Here is a 21,457-nt window from a genome sequence, read left to right on the forward strand (position 1 = left end):
CGGGGCGGTGGGGGTCCCCCCCTCGGGGCCCCCCCGCTCCGGCACCCCCCTACTCGGTACCTTCATTTCGCCCCGGTTGGGACCCCCCCCCCCCCCCCCCCGCAGGCGCTCCCGGCGAGCGGCCGAGCGGCGATCGCCGCTCGGCCGCTCGGTGAAATGCGGAGCGTGTGCCGTGGGTGGTCGACCGAAAGGGGGGCAGGCGCCCGGTGAACGGTTGACCCGATCGATTTCACCAGGAGGAGCCTTGAGTGACTTCCAGGATGTCGCCCGCCAGGACGAGAGCGGGGCGACGGCAGTAGCACACACCGTTCAGGACAAGGCCGGGGAGAGCGCCGCGCTGGTCGGCGACAAGGCCACCGAGGTGGGTGGCACCGCCAAGGAACAGGCCTCGAAGGTCGTCGGCGAGGCGTCCGCTCAGGCCCGGGACCTGGTGGGTGAGCTGCGCACGCAGTTGACCGGACAGGCACAAGCGCAGACGCAGCGACTCGCGGAGAACGTGCGCCGCCTCTCGCAGGAATTGAGCGAGTTGGGCGAGAACGGCAAGCCCGATTCGACGATGGCGGACGTGGCGCGTCAGATAGCCGACGGCGGCCACCAAGTAGCTGCCCACATCGAAAAGCGCGGCCCCGACGGCCTGGTCAGCGACCTGCAGGGATTCGCCCGCCGACGCCCCGGGGTCTTCCTCGCGGGCGCCGCTCTGGCCGGGTTCGTGGTCGCACGCGCGGGCAAGGGCGTCAGCGCTGCCGGCTCTGCCGAACACGACGGCGCTTCGGACACAGGAGCTGTGCCGGCCGCGGGCGAGCCACGCCCCGTTTCGGGCACCGCTTCCGCCGACCTTCCGCCTGCCGGCCGTGGTGACGGGATCCCGGCGGGTTACGAGGACCCCCTCGACACCTACGGTCAGTCCCAGCCTCCGCACACGACACCGGCGCCGCCGGCTTACCCGCCTACGAGTGCGCCGGAGTACGGCGGCGTGCCGCGGCCCGGAGAGGGGGTCTGACCGTGGCCATCTCCTCGCAGGAACGACCCCCCGCGCCGGCCGCCCCACCCGCCGCGGCGGTCGGCGACCCGTCCATCGGTGACCTCATCGGCGAGATCAGCCAGGACGTGTCCCAGCTGGTCCGCGACGAGATCGAGTTGGCGAAGGCCGAGATCAAGCAGGAGTCCGCCAAGGCCGGCAAGGCCGTCGGCCTGCTGGGCGGCGCCGGCTACGCGGGACACGTGGTGGTGCTGTTCGCCAGCCTCACTCTCGTCTTCGCCCTGGCCAACATGATGGATCCCGCCTGGGCCGGGTTGATCGTCACTGCCCTGTGGGCAGTGGGGGGCGCGGTCCTGTACACGGTGGGCCGCAAACGACTGCGCGCCGTTCATCTCAAGCCGGAACAGACCCTGGAAACCTTGAAGGAGGACGCCCGATGGGCACGACACCCGACGAGCTGAGGAGCGCCGCGGAGTACCGGCGCGAGCACTTGGCCCGCAACGTCGACCTTCTGGCGGACAAGTTGACGCCCCGGAAGGTCGCGCGTCGCAAGGTCGACTCGATGCGCCAGCAAGTGAGCGGAGTGAAGGAGCGCGTGATGGGCACAGCACACGATGCCGCACAGGGAACTTCCGGAAGCCTGCACCACGCCACGGACAGCATCGCGGCGGCCGGCAAGGGGGCCGGCCACAACGTGCAGGAGGCCGTTCAACAGGCCCCCGCGCAGATAAGGCGGCAGACCCAGGGAAGCCCCCTGGCCGCAGGGCTGATGGCCTTCGGCGCCGGAATGCTCGCAGCTGCCCTTCTGCCGACGACCGAGGCCGAGCAACGAGCGGGACAGCAGCTGCGCGATCACTCCGAGGAGCTGCTGGAGCCCGTCAAGCAGACAGCCGTCCAGGCCGCCGGGGAAGTCCGCGATGAGCTCAAGGAGCCGGCCGTCCAGGCGGTGGAATCGGTGAGGAGCAGCGCTGAGGACGCCGTCAGCACCACCACCGAGCACGCACGGAACGCCGGTCGGGAGACCGCTGAAGGCCTGCGCGAGGTCGGCCACGCGACCGCCGCCGAAGTGCGGCGGGCCCCGGGCAGTTAGAGACCTCCTCCACCCGGCAGGAGGTGCGACGCCCGGCTGAAGAGTCGACGAAACGTTCGGCGGCCGATCCCGGGACCCCGTAGGGGCGGACGCGCGCGAAGGCGGCCTCGCAGTGAGCTGAACCGCAGCGGGCAGCCGCGCGGAGGTACCGTCCGCCCTTGCGGGGCACACCGTCCACTGGCGACGCCGCACAGCCCCACAGCCGCACCCCGCTCGGACGGGGCGCCCCCGCCGCGCTCGCGGCCGGGGCGCCCTACGGTGGGACGCATGCGGCTCCTGCTGACCTCCGACACCCACCTCCCCACCCGCGCGGCTGCACTGCCGGAGGCCCTCATGGCCGCCGTCGACGCCGTCGACGCCGTCATCCACGCCGGGGACTGGGTCGACGAGGCCACGCTCGACCTGCTGGAGGCCCGGGCACGCCGGCTGATCGGCGTGTACGGCAACAACGACGGCCCGGGACTGCGCCTCAGGCTTCCGGAGGTGGCCTACGCCGAACTGGAAGGGGTGCGCTGCGCGGTCGTGCACGAGACCGGAGCGGCCGCCGGACGGGAGCGGCGCTGCGCCGCACGGTTCCCCGACGTGGACGTCCTGGTCTTCGGCCACAGCCACATCCCCTGGGACACCACCGCCGGTGGACTGCGCCTGCTCAACCCCGGCTCTCCCACGGACCGCAGGCGCCAGCCCTTCTGCTCGTTCATGACGCTGACGGTCGAGGACGGGAAGGCGTACGACGCGACGCTCCACCGTCTGCCACCGCGGCGCTGACCCTTCCGGCACGGCGAGGGCCGCCCGCATGCTCGCCCGCGTCCGCCCTGGACGGAGCCGCTCGGGCCCAGCCTCACATCACGCGTCGATCACCCCGTCGATCACCCCGTCGATCACCCGTGGACGGACCGCTGACCGGCCGGACACCAGCCGGTCGAACGCCCGCGCGTCGACCACGGCGGCACCGCCCGGGTCGTTGTTGAAGTAGGCGTACACGTCCGCGTCGCGCGGCCACGTGTCCGCGATGCGGTCCGCCCAACTGTGCAGGGCCGTCCGGCCGTAGCGGGGTGCCGGCTTGGCCCGCCCCTCGTGGAAGCGTACGTACGCCCAGTCCGCCGTCCGCCACAGCGGTGTGACGGGGCGCGAGCCGCGGTCGGCCCAGCACAGGGCCGCGCCACGCTCCACGAGCACCGTGCGCACCTCATCGCACCACCACGACGGGTGGCGCGGCTCGACGGCGACGCGCGTGCCGGCGGGGAAGCATGCGAGGCAGGCGTCCAGTGCGGCCGCGTCGGCCCGCAGCGTCGGCGGCAACTGGAGGAGGACCGGACCCAGCCTGTCGCCCAGGGAAGCGGCGTGCGTCATGAGCCGTTGCACGGGCTCGGCCGGATCCCGCAAACGTTTGACGTGGGTCAGGAAGCGACTCGCTTTGACGGCCATGACGAATCCGACCGGAGTGCGGGCCCGCCATTGCGCGAATGTCTCGGGTGCGGGCAACCGGTAGAAGGCGTTGTTGACCTCCACCGTGGGAAAGTGCCGCGTGTACTCCTCCAGCCACAGCCGCTGTGGCCGGTCAGGCGGGTAGAAGACACCCGACCAGTCCCGGTACTGCCATCCCGACGTGCCGACGAAGAGGACCATACGGTCCGCCTGCCCCGGGGCGGACTCCACCATGCCCCAGCCCCGGTTGCGGTGGGGCGTGCCCGCCCGCGGGGCTGGAGTCGTGGCGCGCGTGCGAGGCGCGGGGCGCGGTCTCGTGCCGGTGCGCCCTCGCCACGGCCCGGTCACGGCAGGGGGGTGCCGCCCGTGGCATTCATGATCTCGCCGGTGATGTAGCTCGCCTGGGGCGACGCGAGGAAGACGTACGCGGGTGCCATCTCGGCGGGCTGGGCCGGCCGGCCCAGGGGCGACTGCTTGCCGAACTCCTTCGCATCCGGCATCGTCGCGGGGATGAGCGGAGTCCACACCGGACCGGGCGCGACGCCGTTGACACGGATGCCCCGCTCGGCCAGCATCTGCGCCAGCCCGTGGGTGAAGGAGACGATCGCCGATTTGGTCATGGCGTAGTCCAGGAGGTGCGGGCTGGGCTGGTAGCCCTGGACGGACGTCGTGTTGATGACGCAGCCGCCCTTCGGCATGTGGGCGAGTGCCTTGCGGGTCAGCCAGAACATCCCGTACAGGTTCGTCTTCATCACCCGGTCGAACTGCTCCGTGGTGATCGCTTCGATCCCGTCGGGCTGGGACATCTGGTAGGCGGCGTTGTTCACCAGGATGTCGACGCGCCCCAGTTCGGTCACCGCCCGGTCGATCAGATCCGAGCACTGGGCCTCGTCGCGGATGTCGCACGCGACGGGCACCGCCGTGCGGCCCGCCTCGCGCACCAGACGGGCCGTCTCCGCTGCCTCGTCCGACTCCTCGCTCAGATGGGTGAAGACGACGTCCGCGCCCTCCCGGGCGAAGGCAAGGCACACGGCCCTGCCGATACCGGAATCGCCTCCCGTGACGACCGCCGCCCGGTCGAGGAGGAGGTCGTGACCTCGGTAGGAGGCCTCGCCGTGGTCGGGTCGCGGATCCATCTCCTCGGTGAAGCCGGGGTGGTCCTGCTGCTGGTCGGGAAAGGGAGGGCGGGGGTGTCGGGTCACGGGGTCGGGAACTGGGGAGGCTGCGTGGGACATGGGATCTCCAGGGTGCGCCCGTCCGGGCGGCGGATCGAGGAGCGGCCGCCACCGGCAGCCTGTTCTGCCTGCCTGCCCGGGACTGACGGGAAAGGGCAGCCGCTCCGCAACGACTGCGGCAAGTGGCCGGGGCTCGTCGTGAGGTGGGATGACAAGCTCAGGGTGCGCGTACCCACATCTGCCTGCATCTCACGTGGATCGCTACGTGCCGTCGGCGGCCCCGCCCACGGCACGTAGGTGGTGGAGGCCGCCGCTCCCGTCCTCGGGTCGGCCGACGGGGCGCGATGTGCACGCGCGGGGCACACTGGTGCGCAGAGGCGCCGCTGACGGGCCGCGGTGCGCGTGGTCATCGCCCCCGCCAGGGCCCCGGCCAGGGCCCCGGCCGGGCCCCGCCTCCGCCCGCAGGACGAGTAGAAGGTGGCGACTCCATGCCCGGAACGGCACTGATCGTGATCGACATGCTCAACACCTACGCCCACGAGGACGCCGAGGCCTTGGTGCCGTCGGTCCGTGACACTCTCCCCGCGATCACGACGCTGCTCGAGCGCGCGCGGGCGAGCGCGTCGCCCGTCGTGTACGTGAACGACAACTTCGGCGAGTGGCGCTCCCACCACGGGGAGATCCTGCAAGCCGCGCTGGCCGGCCGGCACTCCGAGCTGGTGAAGCCCGTGGCCCCCGACGAGAACTCGCTCTTCGTGGTCAAGGCGCGGCACTCGGTCTTCTTCGAAACCCCTCTGGCCTACCTGCTCGGCCAACTCGGGACCGAGCGTCTGGTGCTGTGCGGCCAGGTGACCGAGCAGTGCGTGCTGTACTCGGCTCTGGACGCCCACATCCGCCACTTCGAGGTCGTAGTGGCGTCCGACGGGGTCGCCCACATCGACGCGGACCTGGCCCAGGCAGCCCTGCGGATGATGCGCACCAACATGTCCGCCGTCATCTCCCCGGTGGACGACATCGCCTTCGACGCCAGACCGGCGCAGTGACGTCCGTGCCCGGGTGCGGCATGCGGCCATGGGCGGGGCGAGGCCACGGCGCCCCCGGGAAGGAGCGGCCTGTACCCGGGAAGGCGCCCGCTGAGAGCGTCCCGGCCCGGTCCGGTCCGCACACCCGCGGAGCCGGACGAGAAGCAGGACGACATGAAGGGCGACGGAGAAGCCGCCCAATGGCTCGTGGAAGCACTGTCCCGCGCCGGTTTTCCCCGCGCGGAGGTGTGGGACACCGAAGGCCACCCCGCCGTCCACGCCTGCTGGCCCGCGGCTGATCCCGAAGCACCGGTGCTGCTGGTCTACAGCCACCACGACGTCCATGCCGTCGAGCCCCCCGCATGGCAGGTCTCCGATCCGTTCTCGCCGCTCCTGAGCGACGGCCGGCTCCACGGCCGCGGTGCGTCGGACGCCAAGGGGCAGGTCATGAGCCACCTATGGGCCCTGCGCACGCATCTGGCGCGGCGCACCGCCCCGGCGGTCACCGTGAAGTACCTGATCGAGGGCGAGGAGGAAATCGGCTCGGGACGGGTACGTTCGCTGCCCCCAGGGAGGAGGGATTCACCGTCCCCGAGCGACTCTGGACACGGCCCTCCGTCGAGGTCGCCCGGCTGACGGCCGGCCGTACCGACGCCCCCGCGCTGGGCCTCATCCCCGCGGAAGCCGGCGCCGACCTCGGCCTCCCCGGGGACCGCTGGCACTGCCCGGACGAGCGGGTGGAGATCCGAGCGCTTCGCCTCGGAGTCGGCGCGCTGGCCGGGTTCCTCGGCGAACTGCCGGAGGCATGAGGGCTGAGGGCGAGGGAGGGCAGGACAGCGGACACGAGAGGACGAGAGCTCGCCGCTCGGCCTGCCCGGCGCGGGTGAAACGTTCCTGGGGTGAAGGGCACCGCCCACACGGGTGAGGGGGGCGAATTCAGCGGTGCGGAGAGCGGAGACCGGCCGCTAAAAACGGGCCCATGCATCCGTACCCGCGCCCCAGCCCGTTCCTGCGCCTGAGCCCGTTCCTGCGCCGAGCAGCCCTCGCCCTGGTTCTCGCCTTGGCCGCGTTCGCCCCACCGGCCGGCGCCGCACCTTCCGCACCTGCCCACGCGTCGAACACGCCCGACCCCGTGGTCTTCGTACACGGCTGGAACAGCGACGGATCGACCTGGAACACCATGGCCGACCGGTTTCGCTCCCACGGCTGGCCCGCCGATCATCTGGATCAGTGGACCTACCCCACGTTCCAGTCCAACGTCACGATCGCTGCCCAGCTCGCTACGGAGATCGACCGAGTCCTGGCGGCAACCGGAGCCGCCAAGGTCGATCTCGTCACCCACTCCCTGGGCGCCCTCTCCTCCCGCTACTACCTCAAGAACCTGGGCGGCGACGCGAAGGTCGACGCATGGGTCTCGCTGGCGGGCCCCAACCACGGCACCGGCACCGCTCGCTGGTGTGGCGGGCCCTCCTGCACCGAAATGCGTCCCGGGTCCGCCTTCCTCAACGCCCTCAACGCCGGCGACGAGACACCGGGCCGCGTCCGCTACGCCACGTGGTGGTCCCCGTGCGACACGATCATCAATCCCGACAGCAGCGTAGCTCTCGTCGGCGCGGTGAACACGCAGGCCCCCTGTCTGCTCCACACCGCCTTCCCCGCGGACGCGCACATCTACGCGGGTGTCCAGGCACACATCAGCTGATGTCCACGCCCTGGCCGGACCGTCACGGATCATCGGCCGTAGTCACGGCCATCGCGGTCGACGCACGAGGTGCCCCCGGTGTCAGGCGATGCCGACCACGAAGGAAGCCCGGTATCCCGCCCCGTCCACGACCGGGCGCAGGGTCAACGAGCGGCCCTTGGCTTCGAAGCGGTCGTCCCGGGTGTTGGGGTGCGCGGGTGCTTCCCGCCGGGAGTACGGCTCGCGTGCGAACACCGACAGCAGTAGTTCCTCCGGCAGGAACAGTTGGGAGGAGGACTGTGTGTGCGCGTCGGGGCGGACCTTGAAGTGGACGTGCGGTGCCACGTGGGCGTACCAGCCGGGAACGATCGTACGGAAGGTCAACTTGCCGGCCGCGTCGGTGACCTGGGTACCGCGCAGGAAGGTCTTGCCGTCCGCCGAGTACCTGCCCAGAGCGTCCGCCTGCCAGACGTCCACGGCAACGTTGCTCATCGGCCGGCAACCGTGCGCGGTACTCACCACCGTCAGGTCCAGGCGCAACGGGACGCCCTTGCGGTCCTCGACGATGTGCGAACGGATCTGGGCGTCGGGTACGTAGTAGGGGCCCTCGCCGGTCTCCGGGACCAGGACGCACAGGGGTGCGGCGCCGCCCGGTGAGGCGGAGTCGCCAGCGCCGACCGCGACGGCCGGCGCGGGCACGGGTTCGGACGTCGCGGCCCCGCCGAGGCGCGTGGAGCAGGCCGTCGCCAGAGCCGCGAGTCCGGCCGTGCTGAGGGTGAGCAGCGTTCGGCGACCGATCCCGCGGGAGACGTCGTCGTTCATGGTGGCCTTTCGGACGGCGGTCACGGCCCCCCTCGTCCACCGTCCCGCCAGCCCGTCGTGCCGATCCACCGACACGCCCTGCACACCACCCGAATGCCTTCCCGGGGACCATGCTGCGCGCCGCCTGGGCTCGCACGGCCACGGCCACGGCCCAGCCACGCCCGTGCCCACGCCCCCCGCCCCCGCCCCCGCCCACCGGACACCGACGCGTCCGCAGGGCTGTCGGGCGCCTGTCGGTGGTGACCGCTGTCTGTCGGTGGTCTGGCGGTGCACGCTGCGACCTTGGGTGGGTTGGTGCTCGCCAAGAGCACGCTGCCCCGCGCGCAAAGGAGCCCGTCATCGTGTCTTCCGCATCCCAGAGCCGGCCGTGGGACGTACACCGGCTGCCGTCCGTCGAGGGCAGGACCTTCCTGGTCACCGGGGGCAACGCCGGGATCGGCTACTTCGTCGCGGAACAGCTCGCCGCCACCGGCGCCGTCGTCGTCATCGGCTGCCGGGACGCCGTGAAGGCCGACGCCGCCATGGCGTCGATCCGCTCGCGCGTCCCCGGCGCGCACGTACGGCACCTTCGACTCGACCTCGCCGATCTGTCGTCCCTGGAGACCGCCGCGCAGGAGCTGGACGTCGATCGTCTCGACGCGGTGGTCTACAACGCAGGGGTCGCGCTCGACGACCCGCCGCGTCGGGAGAGCCGGGACGGACACGAGCTGATGTTCGCCACCAACCACCTCGGCCACTTCGCACTCACCCAGCGACTGGCCGCCCTGCTGTGCGCCGCACCGGCAGGCCGCATCGTGACCGTGGGCAGTTTCGCGGCGCGGTCCGAGCGACTGGACCTAGACGATCTGCAGTCCACCCGGGAGTACCGGCCCAAGCGGACCTACGGCCGATCGAAGCTGGCGCAGATGTATTTCGCCTTCGAACTCGATCGCCGCCTGCGTGCCGCGGCCGGCACCGTGCTCAGTGTGGTGGCCCACCCCGGCGGCGCACTGGACTCCCTCACACCGTCCCGGCCGCCGGTCCGCGTGACCACCCCCGGCGAGCGCTTGCGCGCCCTGCCCGCAGGGATCCTGCTCCAGGGCAAGGACGCCGGAGCACGGCCCGTCGTCCGTGCCGTCCTCGACCCGCACGTCCAGGGAGGGCAGCTGTGGGGGCCGAGGGTCTTCGGCCTGCGGGGCACACCACGGCGTGAGCCCGTCCCTCCCCACATGGCCGATCCGGCTGTCGCCGCCCGCCTGTGGACCGCCAGCGGTGAGCTGGCCGGCACCGATCCGCACCTCGGCTTCCGGTAGGCGCCCGGCCACGTTGGTGCCCGGGCAGCCGCCCGGCCGCCGCCGCGGACGGCCGGCTGTCGCCGTGAGTCTCCGTAGGGTGCGGATGCGATCACGGGCCCGAGGCGGTGAGCTGGGGGTCCGAGAACGAGTGGAAGGCCGTGAGGGACGTGGCGCGACCGGTGTGGGCTGGGAATCTTTCGTTCGGGCTGGTCAGCCTGCCCGTGGGCCTCTACACGGCGACCGACAGCCATACGGTCCACTTCCACCAGCTCCAGCGCGGCACCTCCGACCGGATCCGCAACCGGCGGGTGAACGAGCGCACCGGCGAGGAAGTCGAGCTCGACGACATCGTCAAGGGCTACGACGCCGGCGGTGAGTACGTCCTGGTCGAGCCGAAGGAACTCGACGAGATCGCCCCGGGCCGCTCCCAGTCCCTGGAGATCGCCGGGTTCGTCGACCTGGACGAGGTCGAGCCGATCTTCTTCGACAGGACCTACTACCTCGGGCCGCGCGGCAAGGGTTTCGAGAAGGTCTACAGCCTCATGGAGCAGGCCCTCGCGAAGGCGGGGAAGGCCGGGATCGCCACTTTCGTGATGCGTCAGCACGAGTACCTCGTCGCGCTGAAGGCCGAGGACGGCCTGTTGACCCTGCACACACTCCACTGGGCCGACGAGATCCGGAACCCGAAGGACGAGATCGACAACCTGCCCGGCAAGGCGAAGGCCTCGGCCAAGGAACTCCACATGGCCGAACAGCTCATCGAGGCCCTCTCCATGCAATGGGAGCCCGACCGTTTCCACGACACCTTCCAGGAGAAGGTCGCCGCCCTGATCCAGGCCAAGCAGGCGGGCGAGACCGTCGAGAAGGCCGAGCCGGCAGCCGAGCCCACCGGAGCCGTCGACCTCATGGAAGCCCTTCGCGCCAGCGTCGACCGCGCCCGCGGCCCCCGATCGGCCGGGGGAGACAAGGCCTCGACCGCACGGGGCCGGACCGCCGGTTCCGGCGCGGGGCACGAGAAGAAGCCGACGGGCAAGAAGCGCGTCCACTCCGCACCGAAGAAGCAGGACCTCGGAAACCTGACGAAGGCCGACCTCTACAAGAAGGCCGCCGCGGCCAACGTCCCCGGCCGCTCCCACATGACCCGCGAGGACCTGGTAGACGCCCTGAAGCACGCCTCATGAGCCACCGCCACCCGCCGAGGACGCCTACCAGGCCGCCCACCAGGCAGGTGCCGACGACGCGAACCGGGGCTCTCTCAGGCCGGCCGGAACGCGTAGACGTACATCCCCCGGTCCCCGCCGACCGCGAGTTCGCCGCCATCGGGGTGCCAGCTGCACGTGCGCAGCGCGCCCTCCGTCCGCTGTGCGGCCACCAGTTGCCCGCCGGCCCGGTCCCAGACCCGGACCGTGGCATCGTCGCCCACTGAGGCGATCCACCGTCCGTCGGGGGAGGCGGCCACCGATCGCACGGGCCGGGAGCTGCCGGTGGGCAGTGCCCGGTACGCGCCTGTCCGAGCATCCCAGAGCCGTACGGTCCCGTCGTGCCCCGCACCGAACAGCCAGCGACCGTCCGACGTCAGGGACAGGGCCAACACCGCGCCGCGACCCCCGTGGAGCCGTACCGTCCGGGTCCGGCTGAACAGGTCCCAGATCCACACGTCGCCGTTCGCCTCGCCGGTCACCAGGCAGGAGCCGTCCGCGAACAGCAGGACCGCGTGCGCCTCGCTCTGCGTCTCGAGGTCGGCGAGCAGCTCGCCCGACACGGGGTTCCACAGCCGCACGGCCTGGCCCGCCGCGGTGGCCAGCCGACTGCCGTCCGGCGCCACGTCCAGCGCGTTGACCGCGCTCTGCCAGTGCCGAACGGCCGACAGCGAACGGTACGTTCCGGATCCGGCGTCCCCTATCGACACGTCGCCGTTCGTCGCCCCGCGCGCCAGCCAGGATCCGTCGGGGGCGAAGCACAGTGAGGTTCCGCCCGACCAGCCCGTGCTATGGGATGTCGCGGTCACCGTCCCGTCATTCGCTCGGTGCAGCAACACCTCTCTGACGAACCTTCGGTTCTCCAGGGGGGCCCTGTCGTCGTCCCCCGTCGAGGCGAGCCGAGCGCCGTCCGGGGCGTACGCGACGGCGAGCACCTTCCGGGTCAGGTGGCGTTCGGCCGCGTCCCCCGGCCGACTGACCGCGGTCTCCCACACGCGCAGCGCGCCGAACGGTCCGACGGCTGCGAGCAAGGAGCCGTCCGGGGAGATCACGAGGGTGCTGACGGTGCCGGTGTGGCCCAGCAGGACCGAGCGGGGGCGCCCGTCCGGCAGGTCCCACAGCCGTACCGGTCCGTCGGTACCGGCGGTCGCGCACCAGGAGCCGTCCGGCGCGACGGCCAGGCGGACGACGGGGCCGGCGTCGCGGGTGATGACGTGGGAGTCGTCCTCGTAGAGCCGCGGGGGCAATACGCCGAGGATCCACCAGCGGCGGACCACGCCCTCGCCGTCCGCGGTGATCAGGGAGCGGCCGTCCGCGGAAAAGGCGGCGGTGCACCCGGCCGCCGCCCGGCTCGCCCGGATGCGTGTCAGGCGCCTGCGGGAGGTCATGTCCCACAGCGCGAGCCACCCGCCGTGTTCGCAGGCCACCAGCCTGTGGCCGGTCGGCGAGGCGGCGAGCGTGTCCGCGGGGCCGTCGCCGCCGGAGCGACGTGCGAGGGCCGCGACCGTGCTGCCGTCCGCCACGCACAGGTACCCGTGTCGCGTACGCGCTCCGTACCAGCGGCCATCAGGGGCGGCGGCCAGCCGACGGAGCCGCTCGGGGGCGGTGAACAGCGGAACGGCCTGGTCCGGATGCAGTGGGTCCGCCCGCAGCGCGGTCCGGCCCGAGGCGATGATCAACGCCCCGTCCGCCGGGTCGGCCAGGAGGGCGTCCGTGCCGTCGGGGAAGCGGTGCCGGGCGAGGATGGTGCCCGTACGCGCCTCCCGGACGACCACCTCACCGGTGGCATCGCACGTCGCCACCCACGCTCCGTCCGGGCCCGCCGCGACGGAGAGCACCGGCTGCTCGAGGTCCCCCGGCCAGGAGAGGTCGCGGGGCAGCGCCGGGTCCGGTGTGTCGGGCAGTGGCCAGTGGTTGGCGAGCAGCGGCCGCAGGCCGGGTTCGTCGGCCTGACGGAGGGATATCTGCCGGGCCCAGTGGGCGAGACCGGCCAGGCGGCTGTGCAGCACGGCGGTCAGGATCCGGGCCGGCTCGACGGGGGAGAGCAGGTGGGCGATCCGGCTGAGGTCACGGGCGAGTGCGGCCGCGCCGTCCGTGGGGATGCGAGCGAGGTCCCCCCAGGGCGCGGAGGGGCCGCGCTGGTGGAGGCGTGCCTCCACCCACCGGAGGTCTCCGGCGATCCGTTCGGCCCGCCCGGTCTCGCCCGCCGCCAAGAGGTGCTCGATCAGGTGGTCCAGCACATATCCGTTCCCGGCCGCCGCCTCGAGCGTCCTGGCCATGTCGGTGTCGGGTTCGGTTCCGTCGCCGCGGCGGCGGCCGGGCCGCGGCGCCAGATTCCGGCCGGATGTCGTCGAACCACCGGGCGGAGCCGCGTCCCGTAGGACCGCCGCCACCAGGGTCGCGTTCAGCTCGCCCAGAGCGACGGCACCCAGTTCGCCGCGGAGGTAGTCGCGCAGCACGTCGTGGAGGACGATCCGGCCGCCGTCCCCGGGCCCCAGCGTGATCAGTGAGAGCCGGTCGAGGTCCGCGCACAGGTCCCGGGAGCGGGTCTCGGTCAGGCCTGCGGTGGCGTCCCACAGCCGTACCACGAGCGGTACGGGGATGGACTCGTCCTCCACGAAGACGCCGAGTTCGGCGAGCCGTCGGGCGCCGCCGTCCGGGAGCAGGGTCGTCGCCGCCTCGACGGTCGCCCGCACCGCCCGGGACCGGCGGGCGGGGTCGTCCAGGTCGAGCTGCAGGGCGGGGGCCTCTCCTGCGGCCGGGCCGCTCGTGCGCAGGTCCTCCAGTGCCTCGGCCGCCGCCGTGGCGGCGGCGGCGCCGGTGGCGGTCCGCCGGACGATCAGACGGTTCGTCAGCCGCAGCAGCAGCGGCCACCGGCCGGTGGCGCGCAGCAGTCCGGCTACCGTCTCCTCCGGCAGTTCGGGCAGGTCTCGGGTCAGGACCTCACGGGCCTGCTCAGACGTCATCTCGTCGAGCCGTACCCGCTTGGCGCCGTCGGGGAGGGTGGCCGGCACGCGGGTCGTGACCAGCCGTACGCAGTTCCGGCCGCCGCGCAGGAAGGGGGCCAGTTGTTCCGGCTCCCACACGTCGTCCACGACCAGGAGGGTGCGGGGGCGCTGGTCCAGCAACCGCCCCAGGTGGTCGCCGGCGCGGTCGGGATCCTCGAAGGCCGTGGAATCACCGGTGATGAAGGCCGTGGCCTCCACCACCTTGGCCGCGATCGCGGAGCGGCCGCGGACGTCCCGGCCGATGGTGACGGTGTAGACGCGGCCGCGGAACCGGCGGCGGACCCGCCGGTGGGCGCAGACGAGCGCGGCGAGGGTGGTCTTTCCGAAGCCGCCGGCCCCTTCGAGGGCCGTGGTGATCCCCACCGCGCCGGCGCCGCGCCCGCAGACGGCGGCGACGGCTCGGCGGGTCTCCGAGCGGTCGACGACCCACGCCGGGACGACGGGCGGCCCTGGCGGCGGCGGGTCCTGGGCGGCCCCGGCGGGTTCCCGGCCCAGCAGGACGGCGGCCACGGCCAGGACCACCGCACCGGCTCCGAGCCCGCCGACCCAGGGCCAGGGCTCGGCCCGGATGACGTCGAGCGGGCCGGGCCAACGGTCCTGCGAGGTCGCGGCGTTGGCCGCGAGCGAGGCCAGCACGGCGACCACCGCCGCCACGGCCGCCGCCAGGCAGATCGCCACCGTTCTTGCCACGTGCCGCATCCCTGTACCCCCTTCGCAGCGGAGGCTACCGCCGCGTGCGGAGGGGTGCGAGCGAGGGGGTGTGGCGCAGGGGGTGTGGCACAGCTCCAGGCGGTTGCAACTGCGGGTGCGGGTGCGGGTGCGGGTGCGGGCATGCCGGGCCGGGCCGGGCCGGAGGACCAGTGCGGGGTCTGCGGCTCCTGTAGCGTGCCGGGATGGAAAAGACTGTCACGTATCTGGAGATGACCCATCGCGGTGAGCTGCGGCCCGGGCGGGTCGTGCCGTCGTTGGGGCTTCGGCGCGAGGCGGGACTGTCGGCGCTGGTTCGCTCGGTGCAGGCTCGGGTCGGAGAGGCCTACGGGTGGCGCAGTTCGATGCGTTCCGACCAGGAGTGGCAGGAGGTGGCGCAGGCACACCCGCACCGCCAGTACTGGCTGCTCGAGAGGGACGGCGAGACGGCGGGGATCGCCGCGCTGGAACCCCAGCCGGGCGGAGACGTGGAGATCCGCACCTTCGGACTCCTGCCGGAGTACGTCGGCCGGGGTCTCGGTGGGCACGCCCTGACGCTGGCGCTGCGGCAGGCCTGGGCGACTGAACCGTTGGAAGCGGAGACCGTTCGCAGGGTGTGGCTGCACACCAACTCCAACGATCACCCGAGTGCGCTCCTCAACTACCAGCGCCGGGGCCTGCGCGTCTACCGCGTCGAAGGAGAGGGGTAGTGCGATGACTCCTCAGGCCGTCGCTTTCGCTGAGGAGTTGTTCTCGGCCGACACCGATGGGGCGCAGCGGTGACGTAGGCGAGAGCGGTCGGGACGGCCAGGTCGTCGAGCTCCACCGCGTGGCGCGGTTGAGGTTCAGTGTGCTGGCATGACGGTGGAGAACGTTCGCTTTTCACCTTCCGCGTGAAATCGATTTCATACATAACTGCCACGATGGGGCGCCAGACCGCCGGACAGCCGGACAGGCGTCGACACCTTGGGCGTCCAGGAGGGCCTTGCCGAGGGAGCATCGCCTCCCGTGAGGCCCGCGTCAACCCCTGTGGCGCTTGGCAAGTCCCCAACTAGGTGCGCACGACACGGGTTTGCACAGGACGCTGACGTGTACATGACGGTTGTGTACGTTGCGTATGAAATCGATTGCAGCCTCTCACAGGACACCGCGGTGCGGGCCAGCCCGGTCCCCGCCCCAGCCCGGTGCGCGGACCGGTCCGGTGGGCTTATTGTCCGCTCCGGCCCGCTCGGGCGCCTGGCCTCGGAGGATGGGATCGGCGGTCCCGCCGGTGGCGCGTTCGCCGCTCCCGAACACCACCGTGCGCCGGGCCGTCGACCCTTGCACGACCCCACCGCGGGGGGAAGAGTCCGAGCCCAGCACCGCAGCGCGTCGGACCGATCCGCGAAGCGTCTCCGGAGGAGCTCGAGTATGAACCGATCGCATGCCAAAGCCTGGTTGTCCGCCCTCGTCTCGGCCGTGGCCGCCGTGGGGGTGGCGTTGGCCCCCGTACAGACGGCGCATGCCGACCCCGCCGGTGTACAGCGCACCCTCGACTGGGAGCAGTCCGCAGACCGCACCCTCCCCGCCGCGGCGCCCCCGAACTTCAACAAGCACTGGGCGACGGCTTACGGCGCGACCGACGTCACGTCACCCGTCCGGGACGGCTCCCACGCCGCCCGGTTCGAGCTCCGCAAATCCGACCCGGTCGTCTCCAGCAGCAAACGTGCCGAGGTGTCGCAGCGGGACGAGCAACCCGCTGGCGCGGAGCGCTGGTACGGCTTCAGCATCAACCTGCCGTCGACCTGGGTGGCCGACACATCCGCCGAGATCGTCAGCCAGTGGCACCAGTGCGACTCGGGCTGCCCCGGCGGTTCTCCGCCTCTGGCCCTGCTCACCGACGAGGGCCGCTGGAAGATCGACTTCCGTGGCGAGACGATCGACCTGGGTCCGTACACGACGGGAGTCTGGGCCGACTGGGTCTTTCACGTGACCTGGCGTACGGACAGCACCGGCCTGCTCCAGGTATGGAGGAACGGTGAGCGGGTCGTGCACCGCACGGGGGCGACGCACGGAGGGGGGCCGCGCTCGCCGTACTTCAAGTTCGGCATCTACAAGTGGGACTGGAACACCGGCGCCCCCTCCACCACCACGGAGCGGGTCATGTACTACGACGCCCTGCGACTGGGTGACGAACGAGCCGTACACCAGGACGTCTCCCCGCAGCGGACCTGCACGCGGCCGGTCACGCCGACAGCCGCCTCCGCCTCCACGTACGAGCCGACCAACCCGCCGTCCCATGCCGTCGACGGCGACCTCGGGACACGCTGGTCCGGCCAGGGCTTCGGGGCGGCGCTCGTCATCGACACCGGCGCGGTCCGACAGCTCTGCGGCGCGACCACGGCCTGGCACCGCGGTGACCTCAGGTGGAACGACTACACGGTCCACGTCTCGCCGGACGGCGTCACGTACACCAAGGCCTGGGAAGGTCGCAGCTCGGGGACGACCCTGTCACCCGAGACCGTGCTGTTCGGCCAAGGGTCGCTGGACGCGCGCTACGTGAAGATCTCGTTCTGGGCGAATCCGGAGAACGACTGGGCGAGCGTGACGGAGGCCCGACCCCTGGGCCTGTAGGACATCGCGCCTCGGGCGCGGGAGGCCCGCACCGTGTCCGGTGGCCGCCATGTGGCGGCCACCGGACACGGTGCCCCGGGCTGCGGGTGGACGCTGGACGCCCTCCGTGCGCTCCGGCGTACTGGAACGTTCCGCGGATCGCGCCGGGCAGCTCCGTGCGGGGTGCGCCAGCGGCTCCGCGCGGGTACGCGCACCGTCGACAAGATCAGCCCGCGTCCGACAGGACCCGGCCCAGGACATCGGGGGACCGCGCATCTGCCAGGGGCGGGGATCTGGGACGCACCGAGGCGTCGGTTCCACTTCAAAAATCGAACACAGTGGCGAATAAAATGACGACCGAGGCTTCAACCATCTCCGGATGGCCTCATCGGGTTCCTCGCGGAAGGCGGGTCGGCGTCGGTCGGACGGTTGAGCGGGGTGGAGGGCGCCGGGCCGGTCGAGTCGCGGCCTCGGGGGCCAGGGGAGGGGTGCGGTCGAGGTCGCGGATGTGGACGTGGCCGAGGGGGCGGCCGCGCGTGGGGTCGGCCGGGCCTGACGGTTGGCCGCAGCTGTGGGCCTGTCGGGGCCGGGCGGATTCGCCAGAGCGCTATGTCCCCATTACGTAGATATGGTGGGAGGATGATCGAGTCCGGACGGCCGCGGCTCCGTCGGCGCCCCGGCCCGGGAAGACTTGTGCGGCTGTCGCCGGTGATTCTGACCGTCGTGATCGCCAGCCTGGCCTACGCCACGCCGCCGGAAATGGCCTTCAGCCGGCTCCTGCCCGCGGCGCCGGCGCTGGCCGCCGCCATGTGGCCGGTCCTGCCCACGGTCCTGCTCGGCACGGTCTGCCTCTTCCTGATGATCGGTCTCGGTCTGGTCTTCCCCGATCTGGGTACCTGGTGGACGGCTGCGGGAATCATCGCGGTCACGGTGGCCGCCGCGTACGGAAGCCACGTGCGGCTCCAGCGCGAGCGCACCCTCTTCCAGGTACGGCTCGTCGCCGACGCGGCGCAGCAGGTGGTGCTGAGCCCCATGCCGCACCGCGTACGGAACATCGAAATCGAGTCGCTGTACCTCGCGGCCGCGGCGGAGGCCAGCATCGGCGGGGACTTCTACGAGGTGGTCGACACGCCGTACGGGGTGAGGCTGCTCATCGGTGACGTGAGAGGCAAGGGCCTGCCGGCAGTGGGGGCGGCCGCGGCCATCGTCAACGCCTTCCGGGAGGCGGCCTACGGTGAGGCCGACCTGGTCGACATCGCACGCAGGCTGGACACGAGCAGCACCCGCTACAACGCCGCCTTTCCCCCCGACGGGCCCATGGAGCGCTTCGCCACGGCCCTTCTCGCCGAGATCCCGCGCGAAGGCAGACGTATCGACATCCTCAACTGCGGACACCCGCCCCCACTGCTGCTGACCCGCAGGAAACTCCGTGTCCTCGAGGCCGTCACTCCCTCGCCGCTGCTCAGCCTCGCAGGGCTGATCGGTGATCACTACAGCGTCGACACCTTCGACTTCGGCCCCGGTGACCTGCTGCTCCTCTATACCGACGGGATCGCCGAGGCCCGCGCCCGCGACGGCGAGTTCTTCCCACTGGCAGCTTGGATGCGCGGACAGCCCCCGACGCCGCCCCGCGAACTGCTCACGGCGCTGCACCGCGACCTCCTCCGCTACAGCAGGGGGCGCCTTGACGACGACATCGCCGCCCTCGCCGTACGCCTGGGTGAGCCCTGAGGAACGGTGTCCGGTGAGCGGAGGTCGGCCGGGGCCGGGGTGGGGGAGGGGGAGGATCGAGCTGACGAGTGCGGCTCCGCACCGGCTCGCCGCGAAGCGGCGCGCCCCCGGCCTCCGGGTGCCCGTGCCGCTGCGCCGCTTCGGGGAGGAGGCCCTCGTCGCCGGAACCGATTATCTTCCCGCCACGCTCTCGGAAATCTATTACGGTCAGAGTAGACATTCGGCGGTGAGGTGGGTATGGTTTCTCTCGTAACGCAGAGAGACCGCAGGGCCCGGCAGATACGAACTGCCGGGCAGCAGTACCGGCAATACCCGTAATTGCAGTGTGTTGGACGGTGCGGTGGTGGAGTTCCGAAGCCAGAGCGGTTGCAGGACGGCGACGGAGCTGACGACCGGACCGGGGGGCCCGCGGTGATCAGGGGCCGCCACGAGCGGTAGCGCAGTGGGCAACGCCCAGCAGTGAAGTGGTGTGAGTGGTACCCGGTGAAGGCGTCGGCTGCGGGCGCGCGCATCGGAAGTTCGGCAGTGGGGTTCCAAGCCAGAGCAGACGCACGACGGGCGACGGGGCTGGCTGCCGAAGAGTGGCGCTGTCACAAGCCACCCGCAGTACGCGACATGAGTAGAACAAAGTTCGCGGTATCAGCACCAGCAAGACGCAGTTCCAGTTTCCGTTCGGTAAATGAGTGATCCAGAGGGACGAACGGAGGAGTTGGCCGCCATCAGGATCGCCCGGGTCGAGCGCTGAGCCCGGGTACCGCAGGACATCGATAGTGAGGTGGTCTCCGGTCAAGCAACCGCGATCCCCGCACCCCCGACAGAGGTCAGGTCGGGTGGGCGGAAACAGAACGCCGGCACGGCACGAGGGCCGGCAGATGGTGTAGCAGTTCCTTCGGGGCCCGGGTGCGGACACGCACCCGGGCCCCTCCGCGTGTACTTGGAAGTCGCCCGCCCATGCCGCCGAAGCGGCCGACGCCACCGCCCGAGACGTGGCCGAGCCGCCACCGCGCTACGGAGCGCCGGCTTCTGGCTGCTGGCCGTGCCGGGGGTGGTGTTTCTCCGGCCGGGTGTGGTGTGCCAGCGTAGGCGTCATGAGCAATGATCACGGGAGGGACGCGGCGCTGGCGCGAGCGGTGTTGCTGAGGGGACAGGGCCAGGCCGGACAGGCCCGGGAACAACTGGCGGAGCTGGTCGAGCGGTACCCGAGAGACGCCGAGATCGCTTATCAGACCGCCTGGGCGCACGACGTTCTCGGCTTGGAGGCGGAGGCCGTTCCGTTCTACGAGCGGGCTCTGGGTGGTGCGGGACTCACACAGGAGGATCGTCACGGGGCCTTCCTCGGGCTGGGCAGCACTCACCGGGTCCTGGGCCGGTACGGGGCAGCTGTACAGACGCTGCGTCGCGGGCTAGAGGAGTTCCCCGACGACCCGGCGCTGCAGGCCTTCCTGGCCATGGCGCTCTACAACGTCGGCGAAGACCGCGAGGCGGTCCGACTGCTGCTGCTGACGCTGGCGGCCACCAGCGGTGACCGCCGGGTACGGGACTACAGGCGGGCGATCGAGCACTACGCCGACGATCTGGACGGCGTGCAGCAGACGACCGATGAGCCGCAGTAAAGGGAAAGGTGAGGGGGATGGCCCGTCTCCGTGCCCTGATCGGAAACGGCTTGGTCGGCCGTTGTCAGGCCGCGATGATGCCTCTGTTTCCCAGGCGGAGGACGATTGTCCGTTCTCGGGGTGTGCGGGATGCGGTGCCGAGCTGACCTCGGCCGTACGGAAACGGGGTGCAGCTCCCCGTGCTCATGGAGTCGGGGACGTTCGCCGTGGATCCGGAGCCCGCGGGGCCGCCGGCGGAGGTGGAAGGCGATCCATCCGGACGAGGCGGCCGCCCGCGGTGTCTACGCTCCGGTCCACGCCCGACCCGGACGGGTCCACGCGACACCCATCGAGGCCACTCCGCGGAAACTGGCCACAGCCGCGTGCGCAAGAACGTGATCGAACGCCGTTCCGTCAAGTCATCGACGGGAAGGACGGCCCTTCCGTCCCCAGCTCCGCTGGACGTGTTATTCCTAAGCCTTCCGGGGTAGGCGCGCGGTTAACCTCGCGTAGGTCCCTTCACATGGTTTGGGGTGGTTATGCCTCGTCAGGCGCGGCCGCATGTCGGCCTGCTCACGGCTGTTCTCCTGGTGGATGGCCTTGCAAACGGTCCGAGGAAGACGTGAAACGCGACAGCGAGTGCAGAGCCGTGTCGGGTAACTGGGTGTCCATCGACGACGGGATCACCGTCACCGGTGCCGGGAAGCCCGGCGCCGCCCCTCAGGCCGAAATGACGAAGTTCATCGAGATGCTGGAGACGTACCCCTCATGACCCTCCCGCAGCCAGACGCTGCCCCGCGCCCCGGCCATGCCGGCAGTCCCAGCAGCTCGGTACCCCTGACCGCCCATGTGAAGGCCGGGTCCGGCGGGGTGATGACAGACGAGGTCGGTGTCATCACCGGCGACGTCACCCTGACCACCGAGGTCGGTCCGGACAACAGTGTGCAGGTCCGGATCCAGTACACCGGCGCGGAGGAGTGGTACACCCTCACAGGCAGTCCGGCCCCGCTTCCGCGAGGAGGTCTTGCCGTGTTCCACGAACGCGTCGTCGACGCCGTAAAGGCGGGCGGTGCAGCCGAAGTCCCGCGCACCACTCCTTAGCTACCCGGCCTGCCTGCCCCGACGGCCAAGCCACGCCAGCATCCATGTCGTGCGTCCTCGGCCGACGGACAACCCG

Annotated in this window: 18 protein-coding genes; 14 read left to right on the forward strand and 4 right to left on the reverse strand. The window is 71.6% G+C overall.

Translation table 11 applies throughout. From position 1 onward, the window contains the following. Window positions 1–244 precede the first annotated feature (244 nt). From ABZY44_RS30385 to ABZY44_RS30400, 4 genes are all read left to right on the forward strand, one after another. A complete protein-coding gene (locus tag ABZY44_RS30385) occupies window positions 245–1,000 on the forward strand; it encodes a hypothetical protein (RefSeq protein ID WP_356659397.1) in 756 nt (251 codons plus the stop codon). A 2-nt stretch (window positions 1,001–1,002) separates the two neighbouring features. Beyond that, window positions 1,003–1,440, forward strand: coding sequence for a phage holin family protein (locus ABZY44_RS30390; RefSeq protein ID WP_356659399.1), 438 nt, complete (start codon window positions 1,003–1,005; stop codon window positions 1,438–1,440). After that, window positions 1,416–2,069: a DUF3618 domain-containing protein gene (locus tag ABZY44_RS30395; protein WP_356659401.1), complete on the forward strand. Its 654-nt coding sequence runs from the start codon at window positions 1,416–1,418 to the stop codon at window positions 2,067–2,069. The genes ABZY44_RS30390 and ABZY44_RS30395 overlap by 25 nt, the downstream gene beginning before the upstream one ends. A gap of 267 nt (window positions 2,070–2,336) precedes the next feature. Further along, complete coding sequence (locus tag ABZY44_RS30400; RefSeq protein WP_356659403.1) at window positions 2,337–2,837, forward strand: metallophosphoesterase; 501 nt, start codon at window positions 2,337–2,339, stop codon at window positions 2,835–2,837. Between the two features lie 78 nt (window positions 2,838–2,915). Here ABZY44_RS30400 and ABZY44_RS30405 read toward each other — a convergent pair whose 3' ends face one another. Beyond that, window positions 2,916–3,698, reverse strand: coding sequence for a DUF72 domain-containing protein (locus tag ABZY44_RS30405; RefSeq protein ID WP_356659445.1), 783 nt, complete (start codon window positions 3,696–3,698; stop codon window positions 2,916–2,918). 143 nt (window positions 3,699–3,841) lie between these two features. Further along, complete coding sequence (locus ABZY44_RS30410) at window positions 3,842–4,732, reverse strand: SDR family oxidoreductase (RefSeq protein ID WP_356659405.1); 891 nt, start codon at window positions 4,730–4,732, stop codon at window positions 3,842–3,844. A 428-nt stretch (window positions 4,733–5,160) separates the two neighbouring features. Here ABZY44_RS30410 and ABZY44_RS30415 point away from each other — a divergent pair, with 428 nt between their 5' ends. The 3 genes from ABZY44_RS30415 (at window position 5,161) to ABZY44_RS30425 (ending at window position 7,396) form a co-directional block, all read left to right on the forward strand. Beyond that, complete coding sequence (locus tag ABZY44_RS30415; protein ID WP_356659407.1) at window positions 5,161–5,715, forward strand: isochorismatase family cysteine hydrolase; 555 nt, start codon at window positions 5,161–5,163, stop codon at window positions 5,713–5,715. A 153-nt stretch (window positions 5,716–5,868) separates the two neighbouring features. Next, window positions 5,869–6,330: a M20/M25/M40 family metallo-hydrolase gene (locus ABZY44_RS30420; RefSeq protein ID WP_356659409.1), complete on the forward strand. Its 462-nt coding sequence runs from the start codon at window positions 5,869–5,871 to the stop codon at window positions 6,328–6,330. A 343-nt stretch (window positions 6,331–6,673) separates the two neighbouring features. Then, entirely contained in the window at window positions 6,674–7,396 is a 723-nt protein-coding gene (locus tag ABZY44_RS30425; RefSeq protein ID WP_356659411.1) for a triacylglycerol lipase, read from the forward strand. 81 nt (window positions 7,397–7,477) lie between these two features. On the opposite strand, the gene ABZY44_RS30430 is transcribed toward ABZY44_RS30425, so the two are convergent. After that, window positions 7,478–8,221, reverse strand: a complete 744-nt coding sequence (locus tag ABZY44_RS30430; protein ID WP_356659413.1) for an intradiol ring-cleavage dioxygenase — start codon at window positions 8,219–8,221, stop codon at window positions 7,478–7,480. Between the two features lie 317 nt (window positions 8,222–8,538). On the opposite strand from ABZY44_RS30430, the gene ABZY44_RS30435 reads away from it, so the two are divergent. Together ABZY44_RS30435 and ABZY44_RS30440 are read left to right on the forward strand one after the other, a co-directional pair. Then, window positions 8,539–9,489, forward strand: coding sequence for an SDR family NAD(P)-dependent oxidoreductase (locus ABZY44_RS30435; RefSeq protein WP_356659415.1), 951 nt, complete (start codon window positions 8,539–8,541; stop codon window positions 9,487–9,489). 161 nt (window positions 9,490–9,650) lie between these two features. Continuing rightward, window positions 9,651–10,652: a Ku protein gene (locus ABZY44_RS30440; protein ID WP_356659417.1), complete on the forward strand. Its 1,002-nt coding sequence runs from the start codon at window positions 9,651–9,653 to the stop codon at window positions 10,650–10,652. Between the two features lie 74 nt (window positions 10,653–10,726). Here the strand turns inward: ABZY44_RS30440 and ABZY44_RS30445 are convergent, their stop codons facing one another. Beyond that, window positions 10,727–14,368: an NB-ARC domain-containing protein gene (locus tag ABZY44_RS30445; protein WP_356659419.1), complete on the reverse strand. Its 3,642-nt coding sequence runs from the start codon at window positions 14,366–14,368 to the stop codon at window positions 10,727–10,729. 203 nt (window positions 14,369–14,571) lie between these two features. Here ABZY44_RS30445 and ABZY44_RS30450 point away from each other — a divergent pair, with 203 nt between their 5' ends. The 5 genes from ABZY44_RS30450 to ABZY44_RS30470 all read left to right on the forward strand — a co-directional run bounded on the left by ABZY44_RS30450 (window position 14,572) and on the right by ABZY44_RS30470 (window position 21,381). Then, entirely contained in the window at window positions 14,572–15,075 is a 504-nt protein-coding gene (locus tag ABZY44_RS30450) for a GNAT family N-acetyltransferase (protein WP_356659421.1), read from the forward strand. Between the two features lie 700 nt (window positions 15,076–15,775). Next, window positions 15,776–16,978, forward strand: a complete 1,203-nt coding sequence (locus tag ABZY44_RS30455) for a heparin lyase I family protein (protein ID WP_356659423.1) — start codon at window positions 15,776–15,778, stop codon at window positions 16,976–16,978. A gap of 618 nt (window positions 16,979–17,596) precedes the next feature. After that, window positions 17,597–18,688, forward strand: a complete 1,092-nt coding sequence (locus ABZY44_RS30460; RefSeq protein WP_356659425.1) for a PP2C family protein-serine/threonine phosphatase — start codon at window positions 17,597–17,599, stop codon at window positions 18,686–18,688. Between the two features lie 1,088 nt (window positions 18,689–19,776). Next, entirely contained in the window at window positions 19,777–20,301 is a 525-nt protein-coding gene (locus tag ABZY44_RS30465; protein WP_356659427.1) for a tetratricopeptide repeat protein, read from the forward strand. Between the two features lie 852 nt (window positions 20,302–21,153). Beyond that, complete coding sequence (locus ABZY44_RS30470; protein WP_356659429.1) at window positions 21,154–21,381, forward strand: hypothetical protein; 228 nt, start codon at window positions 21,154–21,156, stop codon at window positions 21,379–21,381. The last annotated feature ends 76 nt before the right edge of the window (window positions 21,382–21,457 follow it).

The sequence above is a fragment of the Streptomyces sp. NPDC006544 genome (assembly GCF_040611715.1).
Taxonomy (GTDB): domain Bacteria; phylum Actinomycetota; class Actinomycetes; order Streptomycetales; family Streptomycetaceae; genus Streptomyces.